Below are 20973 nucleotides of genomic sequence, written 5' to 3'. Positions count from 1 at the left end.
GAACAACGGAGATTGCGCATGACGAACGAGACCGCAGCGGCACTGATCGCCCGGAGTAACCGCCTCGGCGCCGACCCGAAGAACACCAACTACGCCGGCGGCAACACCTCAGCCAAGGGCATCGACACCGACCCCGTCACCGGCGAAGACGTCGCGCTGCTCTGGGTCAAGGGATCCGGCGGCGACCTCGGCACCCTCACCGAGAAGGGCCTCGCTGTCCTCCGCCTCGACCGCATACGCGCGCTCACTCACGTCTACCCCGGCGTCGACCGGGAAGACAAGATGGTTGCGGCCTTCGACTACACGCTCCACGGCAAGGGCGGCGCTGCCCCGTCGATCGACACCGCCATGCACGGCCTCGTCGACGCCGCGCACGTCGACCACCTGCACCCCGGCTCCGGCATCGCGATCGCGACCGCCGCAGACGGCGAAGAGCTCACAAAGACCATCTTCGGCGACAGGGTCGTCTGGGTGCCCTGGCGCCGCCCCGGCTTCCAGCTCGGCCTCGACATCGCTGAGATCAAGGCGAAGAACCCGGATGCCGTCGGTTGCATCCTCGGCGGACACGGCATCACCGCGTGGGGCGACACCAGCGACGAGAGCGAGAGGAACTCGCTCTGGATCATCGACACCGCCGCTGAGTACATCGCGACTCACTCCCGGCCCGAGCCGTTCGGCCCCGAGCTCGACGGCTACGAAGCCCTGCCTCTCGCCGAGCGTCGCGCCAAGGCCGCAGCCCTCGCGCCGACGCTCCGCGGACTCGCATCGACCGACAAACCGCAGGTCGGCCACTTCACCGACCACGCTGTCGTCCTCGACTTCCTCGCGAGCACCGAGCACCCGCGCCTCGCCGCGCTCGGCACGAGCTGCCCCGACCACTTCCTCCGCACCAAGGTGAAGCCGCTTGTCGTCGACCTGCCAGCATCCGCTTCGGTGGAAGAGACGATCGAGCGCGTGCAGGTCCTCCACGAGGAGTACCGCACGGACTACCAGGCCTATTACGACCGCAATGCGACGGCTGACTCCCCCGCGATCCGTGGAGCTGACCCGCTCATCATTCTCGTCCCAGGTGTCGGCATGTTCAGCTTCGGCGCGAACAAGCAGACCGCGCGCGTTGCGAGCGAGTTCTACATCAACGCCATCAACGTGATGCGCGGCGCCGAGGGTCTCTCGACCTATGCGCCGATCGACGAAGCCGAGAAGTTCCGCATCGAGTACTGGGCGCTCGAGGAGGCCAAGCTCCAGCGCATGCCGAAGCCGAAGCCGCTCGCGACCCGCATCGCTCTCGTGACGGGAGCTGCATCCGGAATCGGCAAGGCCATCGCCACCCGCCTCGCTGCGGAGGGCGCGTGCGTCGTCATCGCCGACCTCTCGCTCGAGAAGGCTCAGGCCGCTGCGGCTGAGATCGGAAACACGGATGTCGCTATTGGCATCGCGGCGGATGTCTCGAACGAGAAAGCGGTGCAGACCGCGATCGATGCCGCTCTTCTCGCGTTCGGCGGGCTCGACCTCGTCGTGAACAACGCAGGACTGTCGCTGTCGAAGTCGCTGCTCGAGACCACCGAAGCGGACTGGGACCTGCAGCACAACGTGATGGCGAAGGGCTCGTTCCTCGTGTCGAAGGCCGCGGCGCGCGTGCTCATCGACCAGAAGCTCGGCGGAGACATCATCTACATCTCGTCGAAGAACTCGGTCTTCGCCGGACCGAACAACATCGCGTACTCGGCCACCAAGGCGGACCAGGCGCACCAGGTGCGACTGCTCGCCGCCGAGCTCGGCGAGTACGGCGTGAAGGTCAACGGCATCAACCCGGACGGTGTCGTACGCGGTTCGGGCATCTTCGCCTCGGGCTGGGGCGCCAACCGCGCCAAGACCTACGGCATCGAAGAGGAAGACCTCGGCAAGTTCTACGCCCAGCGCACCATCCTCAAGCGTGAGGTTGTTCCGGAGAACGTCGCCAACGCCGTGTTCGTGCTCTGCACGAGCGACCTGTCGCACACCACTGGGCTGCACATCCCGGTCGACGCCGGCGTTGCAGCCGCCTTCCTGCGATGAGCCGACTCTTTCTCGGTGAGAGCATCACTTCCGGTCGAGAACATCACGCGCAACCGGTGTTCTCGACCGCAAGTGATGTGTTCGGCAGCACGGCGAGCGAGGTGGCCGCGTGAGCGACACCGTCGGCACCGTCGCGGCCGTCGACCTCGGCGCGACGAGTGGCCGGGTCATGCTCGGCCACGTCGGACCCAACGAGCTGCGGCTCGAACCGATGACACGCTTCCCGAATGGCCCCGTCGAGATCGATGGCGAGCTGCACTGGAACATCACCGGACTCTACGAATCGGTGCTTGCCGGGCTGACCGAGGCGGCCAGGCGTGCGCCGAACCTCGCCTCGATCGGCATCGACTCGTGGGCTGTCGACTACGGCCTGCTCTCCGGCGGGCGCCTGCTTGCCGAGCCGTTCCACTACCGTGACGGCCGCACAGCTCGCGGCGTCGAGGCGGTGCACGCGGCGGTTCCATTCAGCGAGTTGTACGCCGAGAACGGCCTGCAGTTCCTCCCGTTCAACACGCTCTACCAGTTCGCCGCCGACGGCGATCGGTTGAACGATGCCGACACCGCGCTGCTGATCCCCGACCTTTTCGCGCACTGGCTCACTGGCGCCCGCGTCTCGGAGTCCACCAACGCGTCGACGACCGGGCTCCTGAGGGTCGACGGCGACTGGAACGACGCGCTGATCCGCCGTCTCGGCCTCAACCGCTCGCTTTTGGCGCCGCTCGTTCAGCCGGGCGAGACAATCGGGACGCTGCTGCCGCAGGTCGCCGAGCAGACCGGGCTTTCGTCGAGCGTCCCCGTGACCGCTGTCGGATCGCACGACACGGCATCCGCTGTCGTGGGAATTCCGATGACGACGGGCGATGCCGCCTACATTTCGTGCGGCACGTGGGGACTCGTCGGGCTCGAACTCGATGCTCCGGTGCTCACCGAGGCGAGCCGCGAGGCGAACTTCACGAACGAGGGTGGCGTCGACGGGCGGGTGCGGTTCCTGCACAACGTGATGGGGCTGTGGCTGCTGAGCGAGTCGGTGCGCACCTGGGAGCGCGAGTCGGGCACGGCGATCGACCTGCCCGCCCTGCTCGGCGAGGCGGCGGCGGTCTCCAGCCCGGTGCCTGTATTCGACGCGAACGACCCACGGCTCATGCCGCCGGGCGACATGCCCGCGCGCATCGCGGAGTTGCTGCGAGAGACCGGCCAGCCGGTGCCGCAGTCACGTGCGGAGTTCACCCGGTCGATTATCGAGAGCCTCGCGGATGCCTTCGCGCGCGCTGTTGAGACTGCGTCACGCCTCGCGGGCACGAACGTTTCGGTGATCCACATCGTCGGCGGTGGCTCGCTCAACACCCTGCTGTGCCGGCTGACCGCGGATCGGGCCGGGCTTCCCGTGCTCGCCGGCCCGGTGGAGGCAACGGCGATCGGCAACGTGCTCGTTCAAGCACGGGCGGTCGGGCTTCTTGAGGGTGATCTCGAGTCGCTGCGTGCGCTCACCGCGACCTCGTTCGAGCCGCGGCGGTTCGAACCGCGCGCGCGTCGCTGACGCTGCTGAGCTGCTCCATGACGCCCACCGCTGCACTTCCATGCCCAGCGCTGCAGAAGCTTCTGCAGCGCAAGGCAGGATGTGGCGCGCTCGACGGGTGGCGCGCGCTAGCCGACGAGCGCCGCGATCGCGACGATCGCGCTGGCCAGGGTCAGCACACCAGCAACGACGAACAGCACGATGTGCACGGTGAGGAACCTGGTTGCCTTGCCGACGGCATCCCGCGCCCTCGGGTCCTTCACCACGCGCCGGTAGAGCGGCGGCCAGACGATGAGGTTGAACACGACGTTGGCGAGAAGGAGTGCGACGAGGAGCGGTGAATCCATTAGTCGAATCTACAGCGCGCTGTCCAGCTCCCCACGGATCCTCGGCGCGGAGGACCCCCTTCGATAGGCTCGAATCATGACTGATCCGTTGCTCGTAAGCGTCCCAGGCAAGACCCTGCGCAAGGCCATCGGCGACATCGATGGCGTCCGGTTTGTCGAGTGGGATCTGTCCGGCCCCGCGCCGGAGTCCTCTTTCGACATCGTCATCCTGCCCTACATGGGATCGCCGGAGACGCTGCAGGCACTTCAGGGCGTCACGACGAAACTGGTGCAGAGCCAGTCGATCGGCTACGACGGCATGGACGAGGTATTGCCACCGGGGAATGTGTTCGCCAATGCATCGTCGGTGCACGAGACCTCGACCGCAGAGCTCACCCTGGCGCTCGTGCTCGCAGCGCAGCGCGGCATCCCGGACTTCGTCCGCGCCGCGGAGAAGGGAAAGTGGGCGCCGGCCAGGCACGCGAGCGTTGCCGACCGGACGGTTCTGCTGCTCGGTTACGGCGGCGTCGGCAAGGCGATCGAGGACCGCCTGCTCCCGTTCGAGGTCAACGTCGTGCGTGTTGCAACCCACGCGCGGAGCGATGAGCGTGGCGAGATCCACGGCATCGACGAGTTGCCCGAGCTGCTGCCCACCGCCGACATCGTCATTGTCGGGGTTCCGCTCACGGACGAGACGACCGGGCTCGTCAACGAGGAGTTCCTCTCGGTCATGCCCGACGGGGCCCTGCTGGTGAACATCGCGCGCGGTGCCGTCGCCGACACGGATGCCATCCTCCGCCACGCCGAATCGGGCCGCCTGCGGTTCGCGCTCGACGTGACCGATCCGGAGCCGCTACCGGACGGCCACCCACTCTTCGCCCTCGAGAACGTGCTGATCAGCCCTCACGTCGGTGGCGCATCGACGGCCATGATGCCGCGGATGGCGAAGCTCGCCCGCCGCCAGATCGAACGGATGCTGCGCGGCGAAGAACCCGAGAACGTGGTGCTTCGCTCCTAGGCGGGTCCACCCTCCGGGTGTCAGCGCCGAGCCAGGGAAATAGCCGCGAGATAAGGATCACCAGCGGTGAATTGACCTTATCCGGGCTCTTCTTCCTTCTCCCGGTGCGAACCTTGGCCTTCATCCGCGTGACGGGCGGTCCACCCGGCGATGAGGTCGATCGCCGTCGCGAACTCCGGGAGCGCCGGACGGTTGAGGAACGCGTGGTGGGTCTCGGGGAGAACACGGCGCGTGACATCCGTGCCCGAAGCCCGAAGCTCAGCGGCGAACCGCTCTGCCGAGGAGCGCATGACGTCCCTGTCGGCGTCGATCATCAGTGCAGGCGGGAAGCCGCTGAGGTCATGCCCGCCCGGGAATGCGAGCCGTTCAGACAGCGCGGTGGCTGAACCGGCGTAGTTCCGGTTGACGGCGTCGAGGAGAAAAGGCGCGTGCGTCAGCCTGCGGTGGCCGGTCAGCCGCGAGCGCAGTTCCGCCGGAGGGACGGGGAGAGCAGCGTGGAAGAAACCGTAGGCCAGCACCGTGCCGAGCACCGGCGAGCCCTCGTCCGTCATGCGCAGGGTGGCCGTGGCCGCGAGGCACGCGCCGGCACTCGCTCCACCCAGGAAGACCGGCCCACCAGCGCGCTCGCGCGCCCACCGCACCACGGCGGCAACGTCATCACTCGGGAGCGGGTGCCGCACCGCGGCGCGGCCCGCGAGCGCTCCCACCTGGGCCAGGACGGGAAGCGGGACCAGGCGATAGTCGACGGTCACGACCGTGATGCCCCTGCCCGCGAGCCCGAGCGCGACATCGTGTGACTCGGGCTGCTCGAGACCGCCCGTGAAGAATCCACCGCCATGAAGCCAGACAAGCACGGGGCTGAACACATCGGATGCTGCTGGTTGGTACCAGCGGACCGGAATGCCGCCGTGGGGTCCGGATACATTCACCTGCTCGAATCCTGACTGCGACGAGGACGTCAGGCCGCGGTGAGAAACCACGTCAGCTCTCGCCATCGCGTGCGACAGGATCGGTGTCAATAACCTCACGCAGGAAGGCAACATGACCGTCGAATGCCGCACGGCCCGCATCGGTGAGCTCGGCCCAGGTGCGAGTGCGACCGCCAAGGCCCGGGCCCTTGACCAGTTTGAGGTACCCCGCGTTCTCCAGCTGCTTGAGGTGTTTGCTCAACGTCGGATCACTGACCCCGAGCGTGTCTCGCAACAGCGCGAACTCGGTGCTGCCCAGGCGAGCAAGGATGCCGCAGACCCGCAGCCGCACAACGCCGTGCACGGCCTCATCGAAGCGCGCTTCTGCCGCCATTACTCACCCTCGGCAATTGATCGCGCGAGCGCGCGCTCCATCGCGATCCCGAGCGCGAGGCTGCCGCCGAAGGCCACCACCAGGAGCGCGCCGAACAGCACGGCCGAGTCGGCCAGACTCACGAGGAGGGGACCCAGCACGACGAGGGCGACCACGAATCCCAGCTGCGCCGCGCCGATCGTCAGTGAGCGCCGGTACACCCACGGTTCCGCGCGCGTTCCGGTGATGGCGGGGCGGAGCATCCCGAGCAGTACCATCGCCACCGCGGCGATCACGAACCCGAGCGACTGCCAGTTGTCGAGACTGAACGAGAAGACGAACCCCGCGATGCAGAGCGACTGTGCAACGAGGTACCAGAGCGGCGCTGAGGTGCGCGTGCTCACAGCGGCACCGTCTGCGCGCAGCGCGTCGAGTTGCTCCTGGGCGTTCACGGGGCTGAGTGCGTCATCTCTTTCCATGTCGGAAACTCTACACTTGCCGATATGGAAAGTGGACACCTCAATTCCGTCCGATCGTGTCCAACTCCGTGAGGTCGTCATCGGACAGCGAAAGAGCAGCGCCCTCAAAGTTCTCACGCAGATGCGCGACCGAGGAAGTTCCGGGGATCAGCAGGATGTTCGGCGACCTCTGCAACAGCCACGAAAGCGCGACCGACATCGGGCTCGTGCCCAACCTCGACGCGACACCGGAGAGTGCAGAAGACTGAAGCGGGCTGAAACCGCCCAGCGGGAAGAACGGAACGTATGCGACACCGCCAGCGGCGAGCCGATCGATCAAGTCATCATCAGAGCGGTGTGCGAGGTTGTACATGTTCTGCACACTGACGATCGGCGCGATGCTCTGGGCTTCGGCGACTTGCTCACCGGTGGCATTACTCACACCGAGGTGGCGAATGACGCCTTGTCGTTGGAGATCGACAAGCGTCTCGAACGCCTCAGCCAACGACTCGGTATGAGGACCATCGGCGGTCCCGAGCCGCAGGTTCACCAGATCGAGCGCATCGAGTCCGAGAGATTCGAGGTTGTCGTCGACCTGGCGGCGCAACTGGTCTGGTTGCCGCGCCGTCGGCCAGCCGCCCTGCTCATCCCGCTGAGCCCCGACCTTTGTGACGATGTGCACCTGGGACGGATACGGGGAGAGAGCCTCACGGATCAACTCATTGGTAACCCGTGGTCCATAGGCATCGCTGGTGTCGATATGCGTAATTCCGAGCTCGACAGCTGCCCGGAGAACGGCGATCGCACCATCCCGATCAGCCGGCGGCCCCATCACCCACGGGCCGGCGAGCTGCATGGCACCGTAGCCGAATCGGGAAACGGTGAGGTCCCCGAGAGTCCAGGTGCCGCCGGGGAGCAAAGAGAAATGAGTATCCATACCGTGTCTTTCCGATGATCGGGAGGTAGCGCCTTCTGGAGCCACTCCTTCAGAATGGAGCGGAAGCTTCCCGGTGGGAAGTAGGCACCTCAAAGTGCCTTGGTTACCGAAAGGAACAGACGCATCCGATGAGCACAAGCACGGCGGCCGAAGCTCGAGCCCAGGCCAGGGTCGAATACAACGCGTTCCTCGCCGGCTGCCCCAGCCGGAATCTCCTCGACCGGATCTCGGATAAATGGGTCACGCTGGTCCTTTGCGCTCTCGGCGGCGACGGCGCTGGCACGCCCAGCACGCCCCGCGCGATGCGCTTCTCCGAGCTGGCGCGGTTGCTGGCGGGTGTGAGTCAGAAGATGCTCACCCAGACGCTGCGCTCCCTCGAACGCGATGGCCTCCTCACCCGAACCGTGATTCCAACCGTGCCGGTCACGGTCTCCTACGAGCTCACCGAACTCGGTCAGTCGCTGGAGGCTGTGGTACGCGGTCTTCGAGGATGGGCGGAAACACACATGGACGACGTGCTCATCCACCGGGACACGCACGACACACCCGTCGCTTGAGAACACCACACCCTCTTCGGTAACGGGTCAGCTTCCGGTGTAGGCTCTGTGGTCAGACCACACCAATGACGGGAGCAGCGTGACGGATGAACCTCGCGCCTGGCGGGTGGTGCTCGAGACGATCGAGCGCGACCTGCTCGAGGGCCGCCTGCGCCCCGGCGACCGTCTCCCCGGCGAACGCGCGCTCTCCGCCGACCTCGGCGTCGGCCGGTCGAGCGTGCGCGAAGCACTTCGGGTACTCGAGGTACTCGGGCTCATCCGCACCGCAACCGGATCCGGCCCGAACTCCGGCGCGATCATCATCGCCCTCCCCGGCGGCGGGATGTCTGCGCTGATGCGGCTGCAGGTCGCAGCAACGGGGTTCGCCGTGTCCGACATCGTGGCAACGCGGCTCGTGCTCGAGACCGCCGTTGCCGCCGATCTCGCCGACGCCGATCCGCGGCCGAGCCTTGAGGCATCCGTGGCCCTGCTCGACGTGATGGAGTCACTCACCCTCACCGATGCCGAATTCCTCGCGCTCGACGCTCAGTTCCACCTGTCGCTCGCCGAAGCATCCGGCAACCAGGTGATCGCTGCGACGATGGCCGGTCTGCGCAGCTCGATCGAGAGCTACGTGCGCGCCGGGGCCGCAACGCTGCCGTCGTGGACCGCGACCGCCGAACGCCTGCGCGCCGAACACCGCGACATCCTTGCGGCGATCGAAACCGGTGATGCGGCGAGCGCCCGCTCGACCGTTCACGCGCACATCACGAACTACTACGCAGAGACGGACCTGCCCCCACATCGCGCGGTCGATGGGCCAGAAATGGCTCCGGATGCCGCCCCGCGGGGCACGTAGACAGCCCTTTCTGGCTTCTCGAACACACAACCCCCGACAGAAGGAGACCCCATGGTCGACAGACGAATCCCGAAGGTGCGTGACCTCGCGCCGCTCATGCAGTTCAAGAAGCCCGAGTTCAACGCCCGCACTCGCCGGCTCGCTGCCGCGACGAGCATCGCCGACCTGCGCACGATCGCCAAGCGCGTCACCCCCAAGGCTCCGTTCGACTACACCGATGGCGCCGCCGAGGGCGAGATCTCTCTCACCCGCGCCCGTCAGGCCTTCCAGGACATCGAGTTCCATCCCTCCGTACTGCGCGACGTCTCGCACGTCGACACCACGCGCGAGGTGCTCGGCAAGACCAGCGCCCTGCCGTTCGGCATCGCACCGACCGGCTTCACCCGGATGATGCAGACCGAGGGCGAGCGTGCGGGTGCGACGGCCGCGGAGGCCGCTGGCATCCCCTTCACCCTCTCCACCATGGGTACGACGTCGATCGAGGATGTCGCAGCGGCAGCGCCGGGCGGACGCAACTGGTTCCAGCTCTACATGTGGACCGACCGTGACCGGTCGCTCGCCCTCGTCGACCGGGCGCAGGCCGCCGGGTACGACACCCTCATGGTGACCGTGGACACTCCGGTCGGAGGTGCTCGCCTCCGCGACGTGAAGAACGGCTTCTCAATTCCGCCGGCGCTCACGCCGAAGACCGTGATCAACGCGCTGCCTCGCCCGGCCTGGTGGATCAACTTCCTCACCACCGAGCCCCTCGCCTTCGCGAGCCTCGACCGCTGGTCGGGAACCGTCGCCGCCCTCATCGATACGATGTTCGATCCGACCGTCGGACCAGACGAAGTCAGGTTCATCCGCGAACAGTGGAAGGGCAAGCTCGTCGTCAAGGGCATCCAGTCCGTCGCCGACGCGCGCCTCGCCGTTGAGCTCGGTGCCGACGCGATCGTCCTGTCGAACCACGGCGGGCGCCAGCTCGACCGCGCTCCGATTCCGTTCCACCTGCTCCCCGCCGTCGTGCGTGAGGTCGGCAACGAAGTCGAGGTCCACCTCGACACCGGCATCATGAACGGCGCCGACATTGTGGCATCCGTTGCCATGGGCGCGCAGTTCACCCTCATCGGCCGCGCCTACCTCTACGGACTCATGGCCGGCGGGCGCCAGGGCGTCGATCGCACGATCGCGATCCTCTCCGAGGAGATCACCCGCACCATGAAGCTGCTCGGTGTTGCGAGCCTCGACGAGCTCGAGCCGCGCCACGTGACCCAGCTTGCACGTCTTGTTCCTTACGCGTCGCCCGCCGCCGACGCTGTCGCGTCCGTAAACAACTGAGGCCACTCCCGCACCTGCCGGGGCCCATCGTCCACTGGGGATGGTGGGTCCCGCGTGTTGCGGGTCAGCGCGCGACGCGTCGCCGCAGCCGACCGGGAAGCGCGCCGATCCCCCACAGCGTCACCCGGAACATCGCCTCCAGGACGATGCCCCCGGTCATCTTCGACTCGCCGAACTCCCGCTCGACGAAGGTGATCGGCACCTCGACGATCACGAGTCCCGCCCGCTGGGCGTGGAACAGCATGTCGACCTGGAACCCGTATCCCTGGCTGTGCACATCCTCCAGACGGATGCTGCTGAGCGCGCGGGCAGTGAACACCCGGTATCCACCGGTCACGTCGCGTTGGGGCAGGCCGAGCACGAAGCGCGCGTATGCGCTGCCACCCCGCGACAGCAGCTCGCGATACCGCGGCCAGTTTTCGACGCCACCGCCCGGCACCCACCTGGATCCGAGAACGACGTCAGCGCCGTCATCCGCCGCGCTTAAGAGTGCCGGAAGCTGTTCGGGCGCGTGTGACCCGTCGGCGTCCATCTCGACAATCCGCGAGTATCCGCGGGCCAGTGCCCAGCGAAATGCCTCGCCATAAGCCATACCCAGGCCGTTCTTCGCGGCGCGGTGCAGGACGAATACCGCAGCATCGGATGCCGCCAGCCCGTCGGCGACCTCACCGGTGCCGTCGGGTGAGTTGTCGTCGACCACGAGCACGTCAACGTGAGCGGTCGCCGTCCGGACCCGGCCAACGATGGCGGTGACGTTCTCGCGCTCGTTGTATGTCGGAATGACGACAAGCGTTTCGGCCACGTGCGTCCTCCCGGTGCGGCGGGCGCCGCGCGACTTCCCAGCCTAATCCGTCAGAGACGGTGGGCGAGGAAGCCGAACGCGGGGCCCGTCGTGGTGACCGGCTAGCGCACCCCGCTCATGAGCCGAAGCACTGGCCTGGCCATGAGGGCGAGGATCACGCCGATCGCAATGGCGATGCCGCCGAGCAGACCGAAGTAGAGCGACTCATTCACCGTGAGGTACCACTCGGCGAGCAGTCCGGAGACCGCCGACCCGAGCGCGACCGACAGGAAGAACAGCGCGACCATCTGCGTGCGGAAGGGCTCCGGCGCGAGCTTTGTCGCCACCGAGAGCCCCACCGGCGACAGCAACAACTCGGCGACGGTGAAGACGAAGAGGATGCCGACCATCGCGAGGAGCGGGGTTGAGTTGGCGGCTCCGCCGGCGAACGGCAGGAAGAGCAGGAACGCTGCACCCATGATCGCGGTGCCGGCAGCGAACTTCAGCGGTGTCGACGGCTGCCTGGTGCCCCACTTCGTCCAGATCGCCGCGAAAACACCCGACAGGATGATGATGAAGATCGGGTTGATCGACTGCACCCACGAGACCGGCATCTCCCAGCCGAACAAGCTGCGGTTGAGCCGTTCGTCCGAGTAGATGGTGACAACAGTGAACTGCTGCTGGTAGAGCGACCAGAACGCGGCGCTCGCGATGAACAGCGGGATGAACGCGACGACCCGTTTACGCTCGACCTGCGTCACCTGCTTGCTCGTGAGGATCACGACGAAGTAGATGACTGCGGATGCCACGGTGAGGCCGATCACGATCGTGACGAGGTTCTCGGCGGTGATGACCCCGACCACAACGAGCACCACGATGAGGACGACAGCAGCGGCCGCGATCAGGCCGTAAGTCAGCCACCGGGACCTGGGCAGCGGGTCAGGTACGTGGCTCGCGATCGCGGGCAGACGCTTGCGCCCGAGCGAATACTGGATGAGTCCGGCGGTCATGCCGATCGCGGCGAGACCAAAGCCGAAGTGGAATCCGAGGCTCTTCTGAAGCAGGCCGGTGAGGATGGGACCCAGGAAGGCACCGAGGTTGATCCCGAGGTAGAACAGGGAGAATCCGGCGTCACGACGCGGGTCTTTCTCGGCGTAAAGGGTGCCGACGACACTCGTGGCGTTCGCCTTGAGGCCACCGGATCCGACGGCGACGAGGATGAGGCCGGCGGCGACGCCCGGGATTCCCGGAATCAGCGCGAGGGCGAGGTGGCCAAGCACGATGACGACGGCACTGTAAAACAGCACCCGCTCGCTGCCGAGGAGGCGGTCAGCGATCCACGCTCCGAGGATGGTGGAGAGGTAGACGCCACCGCCGTACGCGCCGACGATGCCGGCCGCGGTGACCTGCGGAATACCGAGGCCTCCCTCAGCTGCCGAGTAGTACAGGTAGATAAGGAGGATGCCCTGCATCCCGTAGAAGGAGAAGCGTTCCCACATCTCGACGCCGAAGAGGTTGGCAAGCGAGCGTGGTTGCCCGAAAAAGCTGTGATCTTCACGCGCCGAGGCCGGAGTTGTGACCTGGCTCATAGATACGACGGTACCCCGCTAACGGGGGCATTGCGAACCAGGCGTCGACCCGATGGCGCTGTAACACCGCGAGGACGCGCGTTATATTCCCCTGAACTCCTCGAGCACCGCCGCGAGCTGGTCGACGGCCCAGTCCAGGTCGGCCTCTTCCACGACGAGCGGTGGAGCAAGACGGATCGTCGATCCGTGGGTGTCTTTGGCGAGCACACCACGCTCCATGAGTCGTTCACACACCTGCCGGCCTGAGGCGATGGCTGGGTCGATGTCGATCCCCGCCCAGAGTCCTGCCCCCCGCACCTCGAGAACCCCGTGCCCGACCAGGCCGTTGAGCCTGTCGTGCAGTCGGGCCCCGAGCACCTTGGCGCGTTTCTGGTATTCGCCGCTCACGAGCATCCGCACGACGGCGCGGCCCACGGCCGCCGCGAGGGGATTACCACCGAAGGTCGACCCGTGCTGGCCGGGTTGGAGGACTCCGAGCACGTCGCGGTTACCGACGACAGCCGACACGGGCACGATGCCGCCGCCAAGCGCCTTGCCGAGCAGATAGAGGTCAGGGACGACGCCGACGAGGTCGCAGGCGAACGTGGCTCCGGTGCGGCCGAGCCCCGACTGAATTTCATCGGCGATGAAGAGCACGTTGTTATCGGTGCAGAGCGCACGGACCGCAGGCAGGTAACCCGCGGGCGGAACGACGACGCCTGACTCCCCCTGGATCGGCTCGACGAGCACCGCAACAGTGTTCTCGTCGATGACAGCGGCGAGCGCGTCGGCATCGCCATACGGCACAGTGCGGAAGCCCGGGGTGTACGGACCGAAGTCGGCACGAGCATCGGGGTCATCGGAGAAACTGATGATCGTCGTCGTGCGTCCGTGAAAGTTGCCGGACATGACGATGATGTTTGCCTGGCCGTCAGCAACACCCTTGACGCGGTAGCCCCACGCTCGCGCCACCTTGATCGCCGATTCCACAGCCTCGGCGCCCGTGTTCATCGGCAGCACCATGTCCTTGCGGCTGAGTTCGGCGAGCGCCTGGGCAAACGAACCGAGTTGGTCGTTGTAGAAAGCCCTGCTGGTCAGGGTTACCCGTCGCAGCTGGTCACGCGCCGCGTCGAGCAGCGTTGGATTCGAGTGCCCGAAGTTCACCGCCGAGTACGCAGCGAGGCAGTCCAGGTACCGCTTGCCCGCAACGTCGGTGACCCAGGCGCCGTCGGCGGATGCCACGACCACCTCGAGCGGGTGGTAGTTGTGGGCAACGTACTCTTCTTCGCTCGCAATGACCCGTCGAGCATCGGGGGTGTACACGTCAGGTCCGCCGCTCACGATGCTCATGCTCTCCGCAACTCCAGGGTGCAGCACTTCACACCGCCGCCGCCGAGCAGCAGCTCGGACAGGTCGACGCCGATGGGGTTGTAGCCGCGCTCACGCAACTGACGTTCGAATCCGACAGCACGTTTCGCGATCACGACGTTATATCCGTCGGAAATCGAGTTGAGTCCGAGAATCGAAGCATCCTCTTCGCTCACGATGATGGCATCCGGGTAACGGTCACGGAGGATCTCAAGCGAGCGATCGTCGAACGCACTCGGCAGGTATGCGATATTCGCTGGAGTCTCCCCGGCGATCGGGTCGAGCACGGCGATCGCGGTATCGAGGTGGTAGAAATTGGGGTTCACGAGGGTGAGCGTGACCACTTCACGGCCGAACAGCGCGGCAACTTCGCTGTGGCTCTGTGATTCGCTTCGGAATCCGGTTCCGGCGAGGATCGTGTCTCCGACCAGGAGGAAATCCCCCTCGCCCTCGTTGACGTTCCGGGGAACCCGGACATCGAAGCCGTGGCTGCGGAACCAGTCCATGTACGCGGGACCCTCCGGCATCCGCTCCGGGTGGGTAAAGCTCGCTCCGTACGCGATGTTGTCGATCACGAACCCGCCGTTGGCCGAGTAAACCATGTCGGGCAGCCCGTCGATCGGATCGATGAGCTGGACGTCGTGGCCGAGACCGATGTACGTGTCGTAGAGCACCTGCCACTGGGCGAGGGCCTTCGCGGTATCGGTGGGCTTTGTCGGCTCCATCCACGGGTTGATCTTGTACGACACAGTGAAGAAATCGGGCCTGCACATGAGGTAGCTGCGGGTCGTTGGCACCCGAGCCCCGGTCTGTCCTGCGGCCATGGTCTCAGTATTGGTCATGCTGATCTCCGTCACGAAGAAGCGGCGGACGGTGTCCAGGGAGGCCGGCAGCTCGCACGTGGCAATCTGACCGGCACGCCGTAGAACCAGTGTTGCACGCAGCGTCGAGATGATGTCGACAGTCCTGCGCACGAATGCTGCGTCATTTTCCCCGTGGACGCAAAATCCTGCCGTAGAATGCGGAAATGGACAACCTCGACCGCGGCATCATCGATCTGCTCAGACAGAACGCGCGTGCCGGGTATGGTGACATCGGCCAGGAGGTCGGGCTCTCCGCGTCTGCCGTCAAACGGCGCGTCGACAGGCTGGTCGCCGACGGCGTCATCCGCAATTTCACCATCCAGGTCGATCCGGCGGTCGACGGCCTGCACACCGAGGCCTACGTCGAGATTTTCTGCCGGGGAACCGTCGCGCCCGATGAACTCCTGCGGATCCTGGCCGACGTCCCCGAGGTCATCGACGCCGGCACGGTCACCGGGAGCGCGGACGCTATCGTTCACATGCGCTCGCGGGACATTCCGAGCCTGGAGGCCGCACTCGAACGGGTCCGCCACGCCCCGCACGTTGACCACACCCGGAGCGCGATAGTCCTGTCCCGGTTGATCTCCCGCGCGGTCGACTGACGCCGGGTCCTTCGCACGCGTCGCCGGCTGCGCCACTCGTTAACAGCAGAAAGGCCACGCCCCCGAAATGCTGTGATCGGGTCCGCATTGCTGCGGTGGCGTGGCCTTGCTGTGTCGTCGTATTCGGCTCAGTGAGCCGCGTCAGACAGAGTTTTGAATTTGGTTAGATGTTCTTCTTGCCTGTGACTACACGGAGCAGCCAGGCGATGATTGCCAGAACCAGGAGGACGACGCCAACCCACAGCAGGAAGTTGAGGGACTGCACGAAGCCACCGGTGACAAGAAGAATGATGGCGATGATTGCGACCACTACAAGGAGAATGTTCATGGCAACGACGCTAGCAGCGCGCAACACCATGTTCCGCATCGAGGGAAGGGCCTTGACGCGGGACCCTGTTTGCTGATAAAGCGGTGGGAGTTGCTTGTGATTCCGCCTATATTGGCCCTGCGATCCCCGTTCCAGGAGTAATGGACTCTTTGGTACAGGCTACTCCTCAACTGTCGCCTCTGGGTGGTTTTCGTGCTCTCGAGTAGCGAAGGGACGCCGCGGCCTACGCCCTCAGGAAGCTCAGCAGCGCTTCGTTCACCTCGTCCGCGTGTGTCCACAGAAGGCCGTGCGGTGCGCCATCGATCTCGACGTAGTCGGCCTCGGGGAGGAGCGCCGAGAACGGTCGACCGGTCGAGTCGATCGGGAGAATCCGGTCGGCGGTGCCGTGCAGAATCAGGGTCGGCACGTCGATTTTGGGGATATCGTCTCGGAAGTCGGTCAACCACGCTGGCACGACAGCGGATGCCGCGAACCAGGAGGCCGACACAGCGACGTTCCAGCTGCCGCGGACGGCCGCCTCACTGATCCGTGAGCCGAGCGTCTCGTCAAGGTTGTAGAAGTTGGCGAAGAAGTCGTCGTACCAGGCGAACCTGTCGGCAATGGCTGCAGTGGAGATGCCGTCGAAAACGTCCTGAGGCACTCCGGCCGGGTTGTCGGTTGTCTGCAGCAGGAAAGGCTCGAGCGAGGCGAGAAACGCAGCCTTAGCGATCCGTCCTGAGCCGTACGTGCTGAGATACCGACCCACTTCGCCCGTGCCCATCGAGAACCCGACGAGGATGGCGTCGCGGAGGTCGAGGCTCTCCAGAAGCGCATTGAGGTCGGCCGCGTAAGTGTCGTAGTCGTGGCCGGTCGTCGGCTGGCTCGACTGACCGAAACCCCGGCGGTCGTAGGTGACCACACGGTAGCCCGCGCCCAGCAGCGCGGCAGACTGCTTCTCCCAGGAATGACCGTCGAGAGGATAGCCGTGGATGAGCACGACCGGCTGACCCGAACCATGGTCCTCGTAGTAGAGGTTGATGTCTGTGGAGTTCTCCGTGCCTACCGTGACGAAACTCATTCGGCCTGTCTCCTTCTCTCGGACCCCTCAGCCCTGCTGGCTCTGGCGTCGTGAACAGATTGTCTCCACATGCAACCATGAACCGCTCGATCTGTCACCGGGATTCCCGCCACATTTTCGCCCGATCACCAGCAGCGTGCGACAGACTGGAACACGGCGAACGGACCCGCCACCGAAAGGAACAGCCGCGATGCCAGACCCCACGGATCTGCAGGGCCTTCGGGCCCTGAACGGCGATTTCACGAGGTTCATGATGTCGTACAAGTTCGGCATCGACGAGGTCATGACGAAGATCAACATCCTTCGTGAAGAGTTCAGCCACCGGCACGACTACAGCCCGATCGAGAACGTGAGTTCCCGGCTCAAGTCGGCGGAGAGCATTCTTGCCAAGGCGGATCGCAAGGGCTCGGAAATGACGCTCGACGGCATCCGTTCCGACGTTCATGACATCGCCGGCATCCGGGTGACCTGCAGCTTCATCTCAGACACCTACAAAATCTTCGACATGATCTCGGCGCAGCGGGATGTCACCGTGCTGCAGGTCCGCGACTACATCGCCCAGCCCAAGGCGAACGGCTACAAGAGCCTGCACATGATCATCGAGGTGCCCGTCTTCATGTCTGATCACGTCGAGCAGGTCAAAGTGGAGATCCAGATCCGCACCATCGCCATGGACTTCTGGGCGGCGCTCGAGCACAAGATCTACTACAAATACAACCGCGCGGTTCCTGAGCGACTCCTCACGGAGCTCCGTGATGCGGCACTCGCGGCGAACCGCCTCGACGTGAAGATGGAGCGACTCCACGACGAGGTGCTCGCACTGGCAAGCGTGCCCGGCGCCGACGACGGCGTTATCGACACCCGTGACATCGGCAGGGACGCTGTTCCTGACGCGATGCTGCGGATGCTTGCGGCCGCACGCAGTGATCAGCAGCAGTGATCCGCAGCAGTAACCGGCGCCTAGGGGCGAAGTTCCGCGAGGAACCCCGTCTCGAGCGCTGACCACACCGTGCCGTCAGCGGCAACGGCAATGCCGTGCGGTTCGCTCTCCGGTGTCGGCAGGTCGGTCACCGCAATCGTTCCGTCGGAGGCGATGAACCCGATCTGGCTTGAGCCCCACATCGTGAACCAGCAACCGCCGGACGGGGCGGCGGCAATGGCGTGTGGCTTGCTGGAGCGATCCGGCAAGGGGAACTCGGTGAGGACCCCATCGCGATCGAGTCGTCCGATCTGTCCGGCGGCGATCTCGGTGAACCAGGCGGCAGCATCCGTCGCAACGGTGATTCCGACCGGGCCGGCCTTGCCGGTGGGCAGGTCAGTGACGACGACGGCAGAGTTACCGCCGCGAATGTAACCGATGGCGTTGGCGCCGTTGAGTGTGAACCACACGCTCTCGCCGGAGCAGGCGATCATCGAGGGATTGCCGTGGTCGACACCGGCGGTGAACTCCGTCACCTTGCCGAGAATGTCGACCTTTCCGATCAGGTCGGTGGTCATCTCGGTGAACCACACCTCGCCCGAGTCGGCGGCGGCGATACCGAACGGGCGTCCACCGACGCTCGGCACCGGGATCTCGGCCCGGATGCCTTCAGGGCCGATACGGACGATGCGGTTGCGTGCGGCATCCGTCACCCAGACCGAGTCCTCGGTCGCCGCGGCCAGGAGTGACGGCTCGGAGCCCTCACCGAGGCTGATCGTGTCGAGTGTGCCATCGACGTCGCGGCGCACGACCGCCTGCCCACGGATGAGGGTGGCCCAGACGGCGCCGTCGTCGGTGAGCGCAACGCCATAGGGTGCGGCCTCTGCGTCTGAAATCCGGTGCTCAGTGAGGTGCGTTGGCTCGGTCATTGTTCAAGCCTAAGCGCCGGTCGCGCTCGCAGCACCCCTCTCGGCGTTTGCTCAGACAGCTTTGTATTGCTACGTTGGGCCGCACCGCCATCGCGTCACCGACCACTCATGACGAGGACACCGTGCCCCAGAAGTTCGCCATCGATGCTCGTTCGACCGTTCCCCCGTTTGAACAGTTGCGGGTACAGGTCATCGACGCCGTGCGCGACGGCACCCTCGTTCCCGGCGACAAGCTGCCGACGGTGCGCACGCTGGCCGCCGACCTCGGTATCGCCGCCAACACCGTCGCGCGCGCCTACCGCGAGCTCGAGCGTGACGACGTGATCGAGACCCGCGGCCGCAATGGCTCGTTCGTTTCGGCGGTCGGCGATCCGACCCACAAGCAGGCCCAGCTCGCCGCTGTTGCCTATGCCGACCGCGTGAAGTCGCTCGGCATCGCACCGGATGAGGCGCTGTCGATTGTGACGGCTGCACTCGGCATCCGTTCGTCCTGAACCCGACCGAGCTTTACGTGGGCGCCGGCGCCCCCTCGCGCACCACAGGATTGCGGATGCCGATGAACGAGACGATTCCGCCGAGGATGAGTGCGATGGCGGTGGCGCCCATGGCACGGTGGAATCCGCCGAGGTCGAGCACCGAGCCGAGGATGAGACCGGCACACGCGACGGCAACGAGCCCGGCAACCCGGGCGACAGCGTTGTTGATGGCCGATCCGATGCCGGCCTGGGATTCATCGATGGCACCGAGGATTGCGCTCGTCAGCGGCGCGACGGTGATCGAGAGACCGACGCCGAAGAGCACGAGCCCTGGCAAGAGCTGGAACCAGTAGTCGATGTCTGCGCTGACCGTGAGCATGAGGAGGAATCCGACCCCGCCGACGATCGGACCGATGGTCATGAACATCCGCGGCCCGATTTTTCCGGCCAGCGCGCCGATCCGGCTCGACAGCACGAGCATCACGAGCGTCGGCGGGAGCGTCGCAACGCCGGCCAGGGTCGCCGGCCAGCCGGCCACCTGCTGCAGGTAGATGGCGATGACGAAGAAGCCGAAGCCGAGGGCCCCGTAGATGAACACCGTGGCGATATTGCCCGCTGAGAAGTTGCGTGACCGGAACAGCGAGAGCGGCATCATCGGGTCGGTTGTGCGGCGTTCCCACCAGAGGAACGCGGCGAAGGCCGCGATCCCCAGCACCAGCGGAAGCCACACGACCGGACTCTGCCAGCCGAACCGCCCCTGTTCGATGAGCGCGAACACCGGACCGCCGAGTCCAATGGCGCCGAGCACCGCGCCCACAACATCGACGCGCGGCCGCCTCGAGCGCTCCGGCTGCTTCTCCAGTTTCATGAGCAGCCAGAGGGTGGCCGCGATCGGCAAAACGTTGATGCCGAAGACGAGCCGCCAGCTCACCGTGTCGACGAGTAACCCGCCGACGAGAGGACCCACGATCATCGCGGTACCCGTCCACGCCGTCCACGTGCCGATGGCCTTCGCCTGGGCCTGACCGGAGAACGTCGAGATGATGATCGCGAGCGAACTCGGCACGAGCAAGGCTGCCGTCCCGCCCTGCAGCGCGCGAACGACGATGAGAAACTCAGCGCTCGGCGCGATTGCGCAGAGCAGCGAGGTCACTCCGAATCCGACCAGGCCGATCGCGAGGATGCGAATGCGACCGAAGGCATCCGACAGCGATCCCGCCAGCAGGATGAATGCACCGAGCGTGAGCAGGTAGGCGTCGACGACCCACTGCTGAACCGGGAGGCCGCCGCCGAATTCGCGGGTGATCGCCGGCAGGGCGACGTTGATGATCGTGCCGTCCAGAAAAGCGACGAAGGATGCGAGGATCGCGACGAGTAAAACGATCCGCTGGGTGGCGGACTCGGTACGGGGGGCGGATGCCATGCACCCAGTATGCGCCGGGGCGCTCCCGTCGCGGCCGGGGTTACGGCGCGGGTTCGGCGGGTTCCGGAATCACGCGAAGACCAGCCGGCGAGTTCGCCAGCCGGACCAGCTGCTCGACCCAGGCGCGGTTGAGCCGTGGCTCCCTGCTGCCGGCGAAGTCGAACTGGAGCGGGATTGCCGGGTGGATCCAGATGGAGCTGTGCCCACTGCCAGAGGCAACCGTGTACTCCCAGGAGAACGAGAAGCTCTCACCACGCCGTACCTTCGACAGGATGACGACCTTGAGGTGTGCGAGCACCCGGTCGTCGAAGTCGACGGAGATCGACGGCGTTCCGTAGATGAACTTACCCACG

General features: G+C 65.8%; 23 protein-coding genes. 9 read left to right on the top strand and 14 right to left on the bottom strand.

Features of this window, described 5'->3' with window-relative positions; genetic code table 11:
* The first annotated feature begins 18 nt into the window (after positions 1-18).
* Together C3E77_RS00830 and C3E77_RS00825 are read left to right on the top strand one after the other, a co-directional pair.
* Positions 19-2055, top strand: coding sequence for a bifunctional aldolase/short-chain dehydrogenase (locus C3E77_RS00830; protein ID WP_108389916.1), 2037 nt, complete (start codon positions 19-21; stop codon positions 2053-2055).
* A 109-nt stretch (positions 2056-2164) separates the two neighbouring features.
* A complete protein-coding gene (locus tag C3E77_RS00825; protein ID WP_108389915.1) occupies positions 2165-3592 on the top strand; it encodes a rhamnulokinase in 1428 nt (475 codons plus the stop codon).
* A gap of 107 nt (positions 3593-3699) precedes the next feature.
* On the opposite strand, the gene C3E77_RS00820 is transcribed toward C3E77_RS00825, so the two are convergent.
* Entirely contained in the window at positions 3700-3918 is a 219-nt protein-coding gene (locus C3E77_RS00820) for an SCO4848 family membrane protein (protein WP_108389914.1), read from the bottom strand.
* A gap of 76 nt (positions 3919-3994) precedes the next feature.
* Here C3E77_RS00820 and C3E77_RS00815 point away from each other — a divergent pair, with 76 nt between their 5' ends.
* Entirely contained in the window at positions 3995-4915 is a 921-nt protein-coding gene (locus tag C3E77_RS00815; protein ID WP_108389913.1) for a 2-hydroxyacid dehydrogenase, read from the top strand.
* 77 nt (positions 4916-4992) lie between these two features.
* On the opposite strand, the gene C3E77_RS00810 is transcribed toward C3E77_RS00815, so the two are convergent.
* Genes C3E77_RS00810 through C3E77_RS00795 form a run of 4 tightly spaced genes read right to left on the bottom strand, consistent with a single transcriptional unit; the run spans position 4993 to position 7591 of the window.
* Positions 4993-5844, bottom strand: a complete 852-nt coding sequence (locus C3E77_RS00810; RefSeq protein WP_198412170.1) for an alpha/beta hydrolase — start codon at positions 5842-5844, stop codon at positions 4993-4995.
* A 52-nt stretch (positions 5845-5896) separates the two neighbouring features.
* Complete coding sequence (locus tag C3E77_RS00805) at positions 5897-6217, bottom strand: transcriptional regulator (protein ID WP_108389911.1); 321 nt, start codon at positions 6215-6217, stop codon at positions 5897-5899.
* A complete protein-coding gene (locus C3E77_RS00800) occupies positions 6217-6675 on the bottom strand; it encodes a hypothetical protein (RefSeq protein WP_162924866.1) in 459 nt (152 codons plus the stop codon). The genes C3E77_RS00805 and C3E77_RS00800 overlap by 1 nt, the downstream gene beginning before the upstream one ends.
* 40 nt (positions 6676-6715) lie before the next feature.
* Positions 6716-7591, bottom strand: coding sequence for an aldo/keto reductase family oxidoreductase (locus tag C3E77_RS00795; protein ID WP_108389909.1), 876 nt, complete (start codon positions 7589-7591; stop codon positions 6716-6718).
* 128 nt (positions 7592-7719) lie between these two features.
* Here C3E77_RS00795 and C3E77_RS00790 point away from each other — a divergent pair, with 128 nt between their 5' ends.
* From C3E77_RS00790 to C3E77_RS00780, 3 genes are all read left to right on the top strand, one after another.
* A complete protein-coding gene (locus C3E77_RS00790) occupies positions 7720-8148 on the top strand; it encodes a winged helix-turn-helix transcriptional regulator (RefSeq protein WP_108389908.1) in 429 nt (142 codons plus the stop codon).
* Between the two features lie 79 nt (positions 8149-8227).
* Entirely contained in the window at positions 8228-8986 is a 759-nt protein-coding gene (locus C3E77_RS00785) for a FadR/GntR family transcriptional regulator (RefSeq protein WP_108389907.1), read from the top strand.
* A 51-nt stretch (positions 8987-9037) separates the two neighbouring features.
* The gene (locus tag C3E77_RS00780) at positions 9038-10306 is read left to right on the top strand and encodes an alpha-hydroxy acid oxidase (RefSeq protein WP_108389906.1); all 1269 of its coding nucleotides are present in this window, start codon (positions 9038-9040) and stop codon (positions 10304-10306) included.
* Positions 10307-10370: 64 nt separating this feature from the next.
* Here the strand turns inward: C3E77_RS00780 and C3E77_RS00775 are convergent, their stop codons facing one another.
* The 4 genes from C3E77_RS00775 to ddaH form a co-directional block, all read right to left on the bottom strand.
* Positions 10371-11108 carry a polyprenol monophosphomannose synthase gene (locus C3E77_RS00775; RefSeq protein WP_108389905.1) on the bottom strand — a complete coding sequence of 246 codons (738 nt, stop codon included), beginning with the start codon at positions 11106-11108 and terminating at the stop codon, positions 10371-10373.
* A gap of 101 nt (positions 11109-11209) precedes the next feature.
* Positions 11210-12676: a peptide MFS transporter gene (locus C3E77_RS00770; protein ID WP_108389904.1), complete on the bottom strand. Its 1467-nt coding sequence runs from the start codon at positions 12674-12676 to the stop codon at positions 11210-11212.
* A gap of 81 nt (positions 12677-12757) precedes the next feature.
* Positions 12758-14005 (bottom strand): ornithine--oxo-acid transaminase, encoded by a 1248-nt coding sequence (rocD, locus tag C3E77_RS00765; RefSeq protein WP_108389903.1) that lies wholly within the window; start codon positions 14003-14005, stop codon positions 12758-12760.
* On the bottom strand, positions 14002-14865 hold the full coding sequence (ddaH, locus tag C3E77_RS00760; RefSeq protein WP_108392878.1) for a dimethylargininase: 864 nt from the start codon (positions 14863-14865) through the stop codon (positions 14002-14004). Before ddaH ends, rocD begins: the two co-directional genes overlap by 4 nt.
* Before the next feature lie 185 nt (positions 14866-15050).
* Between ddaH and C3E77_RS00755 the strand changes: the two genes are divergently transcribed.
* Positions 15051-15488, top strand: coding sequence for an Lrp/AsnC family transcriptional regulator (locus C3E77_RS00755; protein ID WP_108389902.1), 438 nt, complete (start codon positions 15051-15053; stop codon positions 15486-15488).
* 163 nt (positions 15489-15651) lie between these two features.
* Here C3E77_RS00755 and C3E77_RS15335 read toward each other — a convergent pair whose 3' ends face one another.
* A complete protein-coding gene (locus C3E77_RS15335; protein WP_162924865.1) occupies positions 15652-15816 on the bottom strand; it encodes a hypothetical protein in 165 nt (54 codons plus the stop codon).
* 223 nt (positions 15817-16039) lie between these two features.
* Positions 16040-16873: an alpha/beta fold hydrolase gene (locus tag C3E77_RS00750; protein ID WP_108389901.1), complete on the bottom strand. Its 834-nt coding sequence runs from the start codon at positions 16871-16873 to the stop codon at positions 16040-16042.
* Between the two features lie 190 nt (positions 16874-17063).
* Here C3E77_RS00750 and C3E77_RS00745 point away from each other — a divergent pair, with 190 nt between their 5' ends.
* Positions 17064-17813, top strand: a complete 750-nt coding sequence (locus C3E77_RS00745; protein WP_108389900.1) for a GTP pyrophosphokinase — start codon at positions 17064-17066, stop codon at positions 17811-17813.
* A 20-nt stretch (positions 17814-17833) separates the two neighbouring features.
* Here the strand turns inward: C3E77_RS00745 and C3E77_RS00740 are convergent, their stop codons facing one another.
* Positions 17834-18721, bottom strand: a complete 888-nt coding sequence (locus tag C3E77_RS00740) for a Vgb family protein (protein WP_108389899.1) — start codon at positions 18719-18721, stop codon at positions 17834-17836.
* Between the two features lie 74 nt (positions 18722-18795).
* Here C3E77_RS00740 and C3E77_RS00735 point away from each other — a divergent pair, with 74 nt between their 5' ends.
* The gene (locus C3E77_RS00735; protein WP_418288051.1) at positions 18796-19215 is read left to right on the top strand and encodes a GntR family transcriptional regulator; all 420 of its coding nucleotides are present in this window, start codon (positions 18796-18798) and stop codon (positions 19213-19215) included.
* A 13-nt stretch (positions 19216-19228) separates the two neighbouring features.
* Here C3E77_RS00735 and C3E77_RS00730 read toward each other — a convergent pair whose 3' ends face one another.
* Entirely contained in the window at positions 19229-20620 is a 1392-nt protein-coding gene (locus C3E77_RS00730; RefSeq protein WP_108389898.1) for an MFS transporter, read from the bottom strand.
* Between the two features lie 40 nt (positions 20621-20660).
* Positions 20661-20972: a DUF7882 family protein gene (locus C3E77_RS00725; protein WP_108389897.1), complete on the bottom strand. Its 312-nt coding sequence runs from the start codon at positions 20970-20972 to the stop codon at positions 20661-20663.
* Position 20973 lies beyond the last annotated feature (1 nt).

The sequence above is a fragment of the Mycetocola zhujimingii genome (assembly GCF_003065425.1).
Taxonomy (GTDB): domain Bacteria; phylum Actinomycetota; class Actinomycetes; order Actinomycetales; family Microbacteriaceae; genus Mycetocola_A; species Mycetocola_A zhujimingii.
Note: the sequence above shows the minus strand (reverse complement) of the source record. Positions and strands in the feature narration are given on the sequence as shown.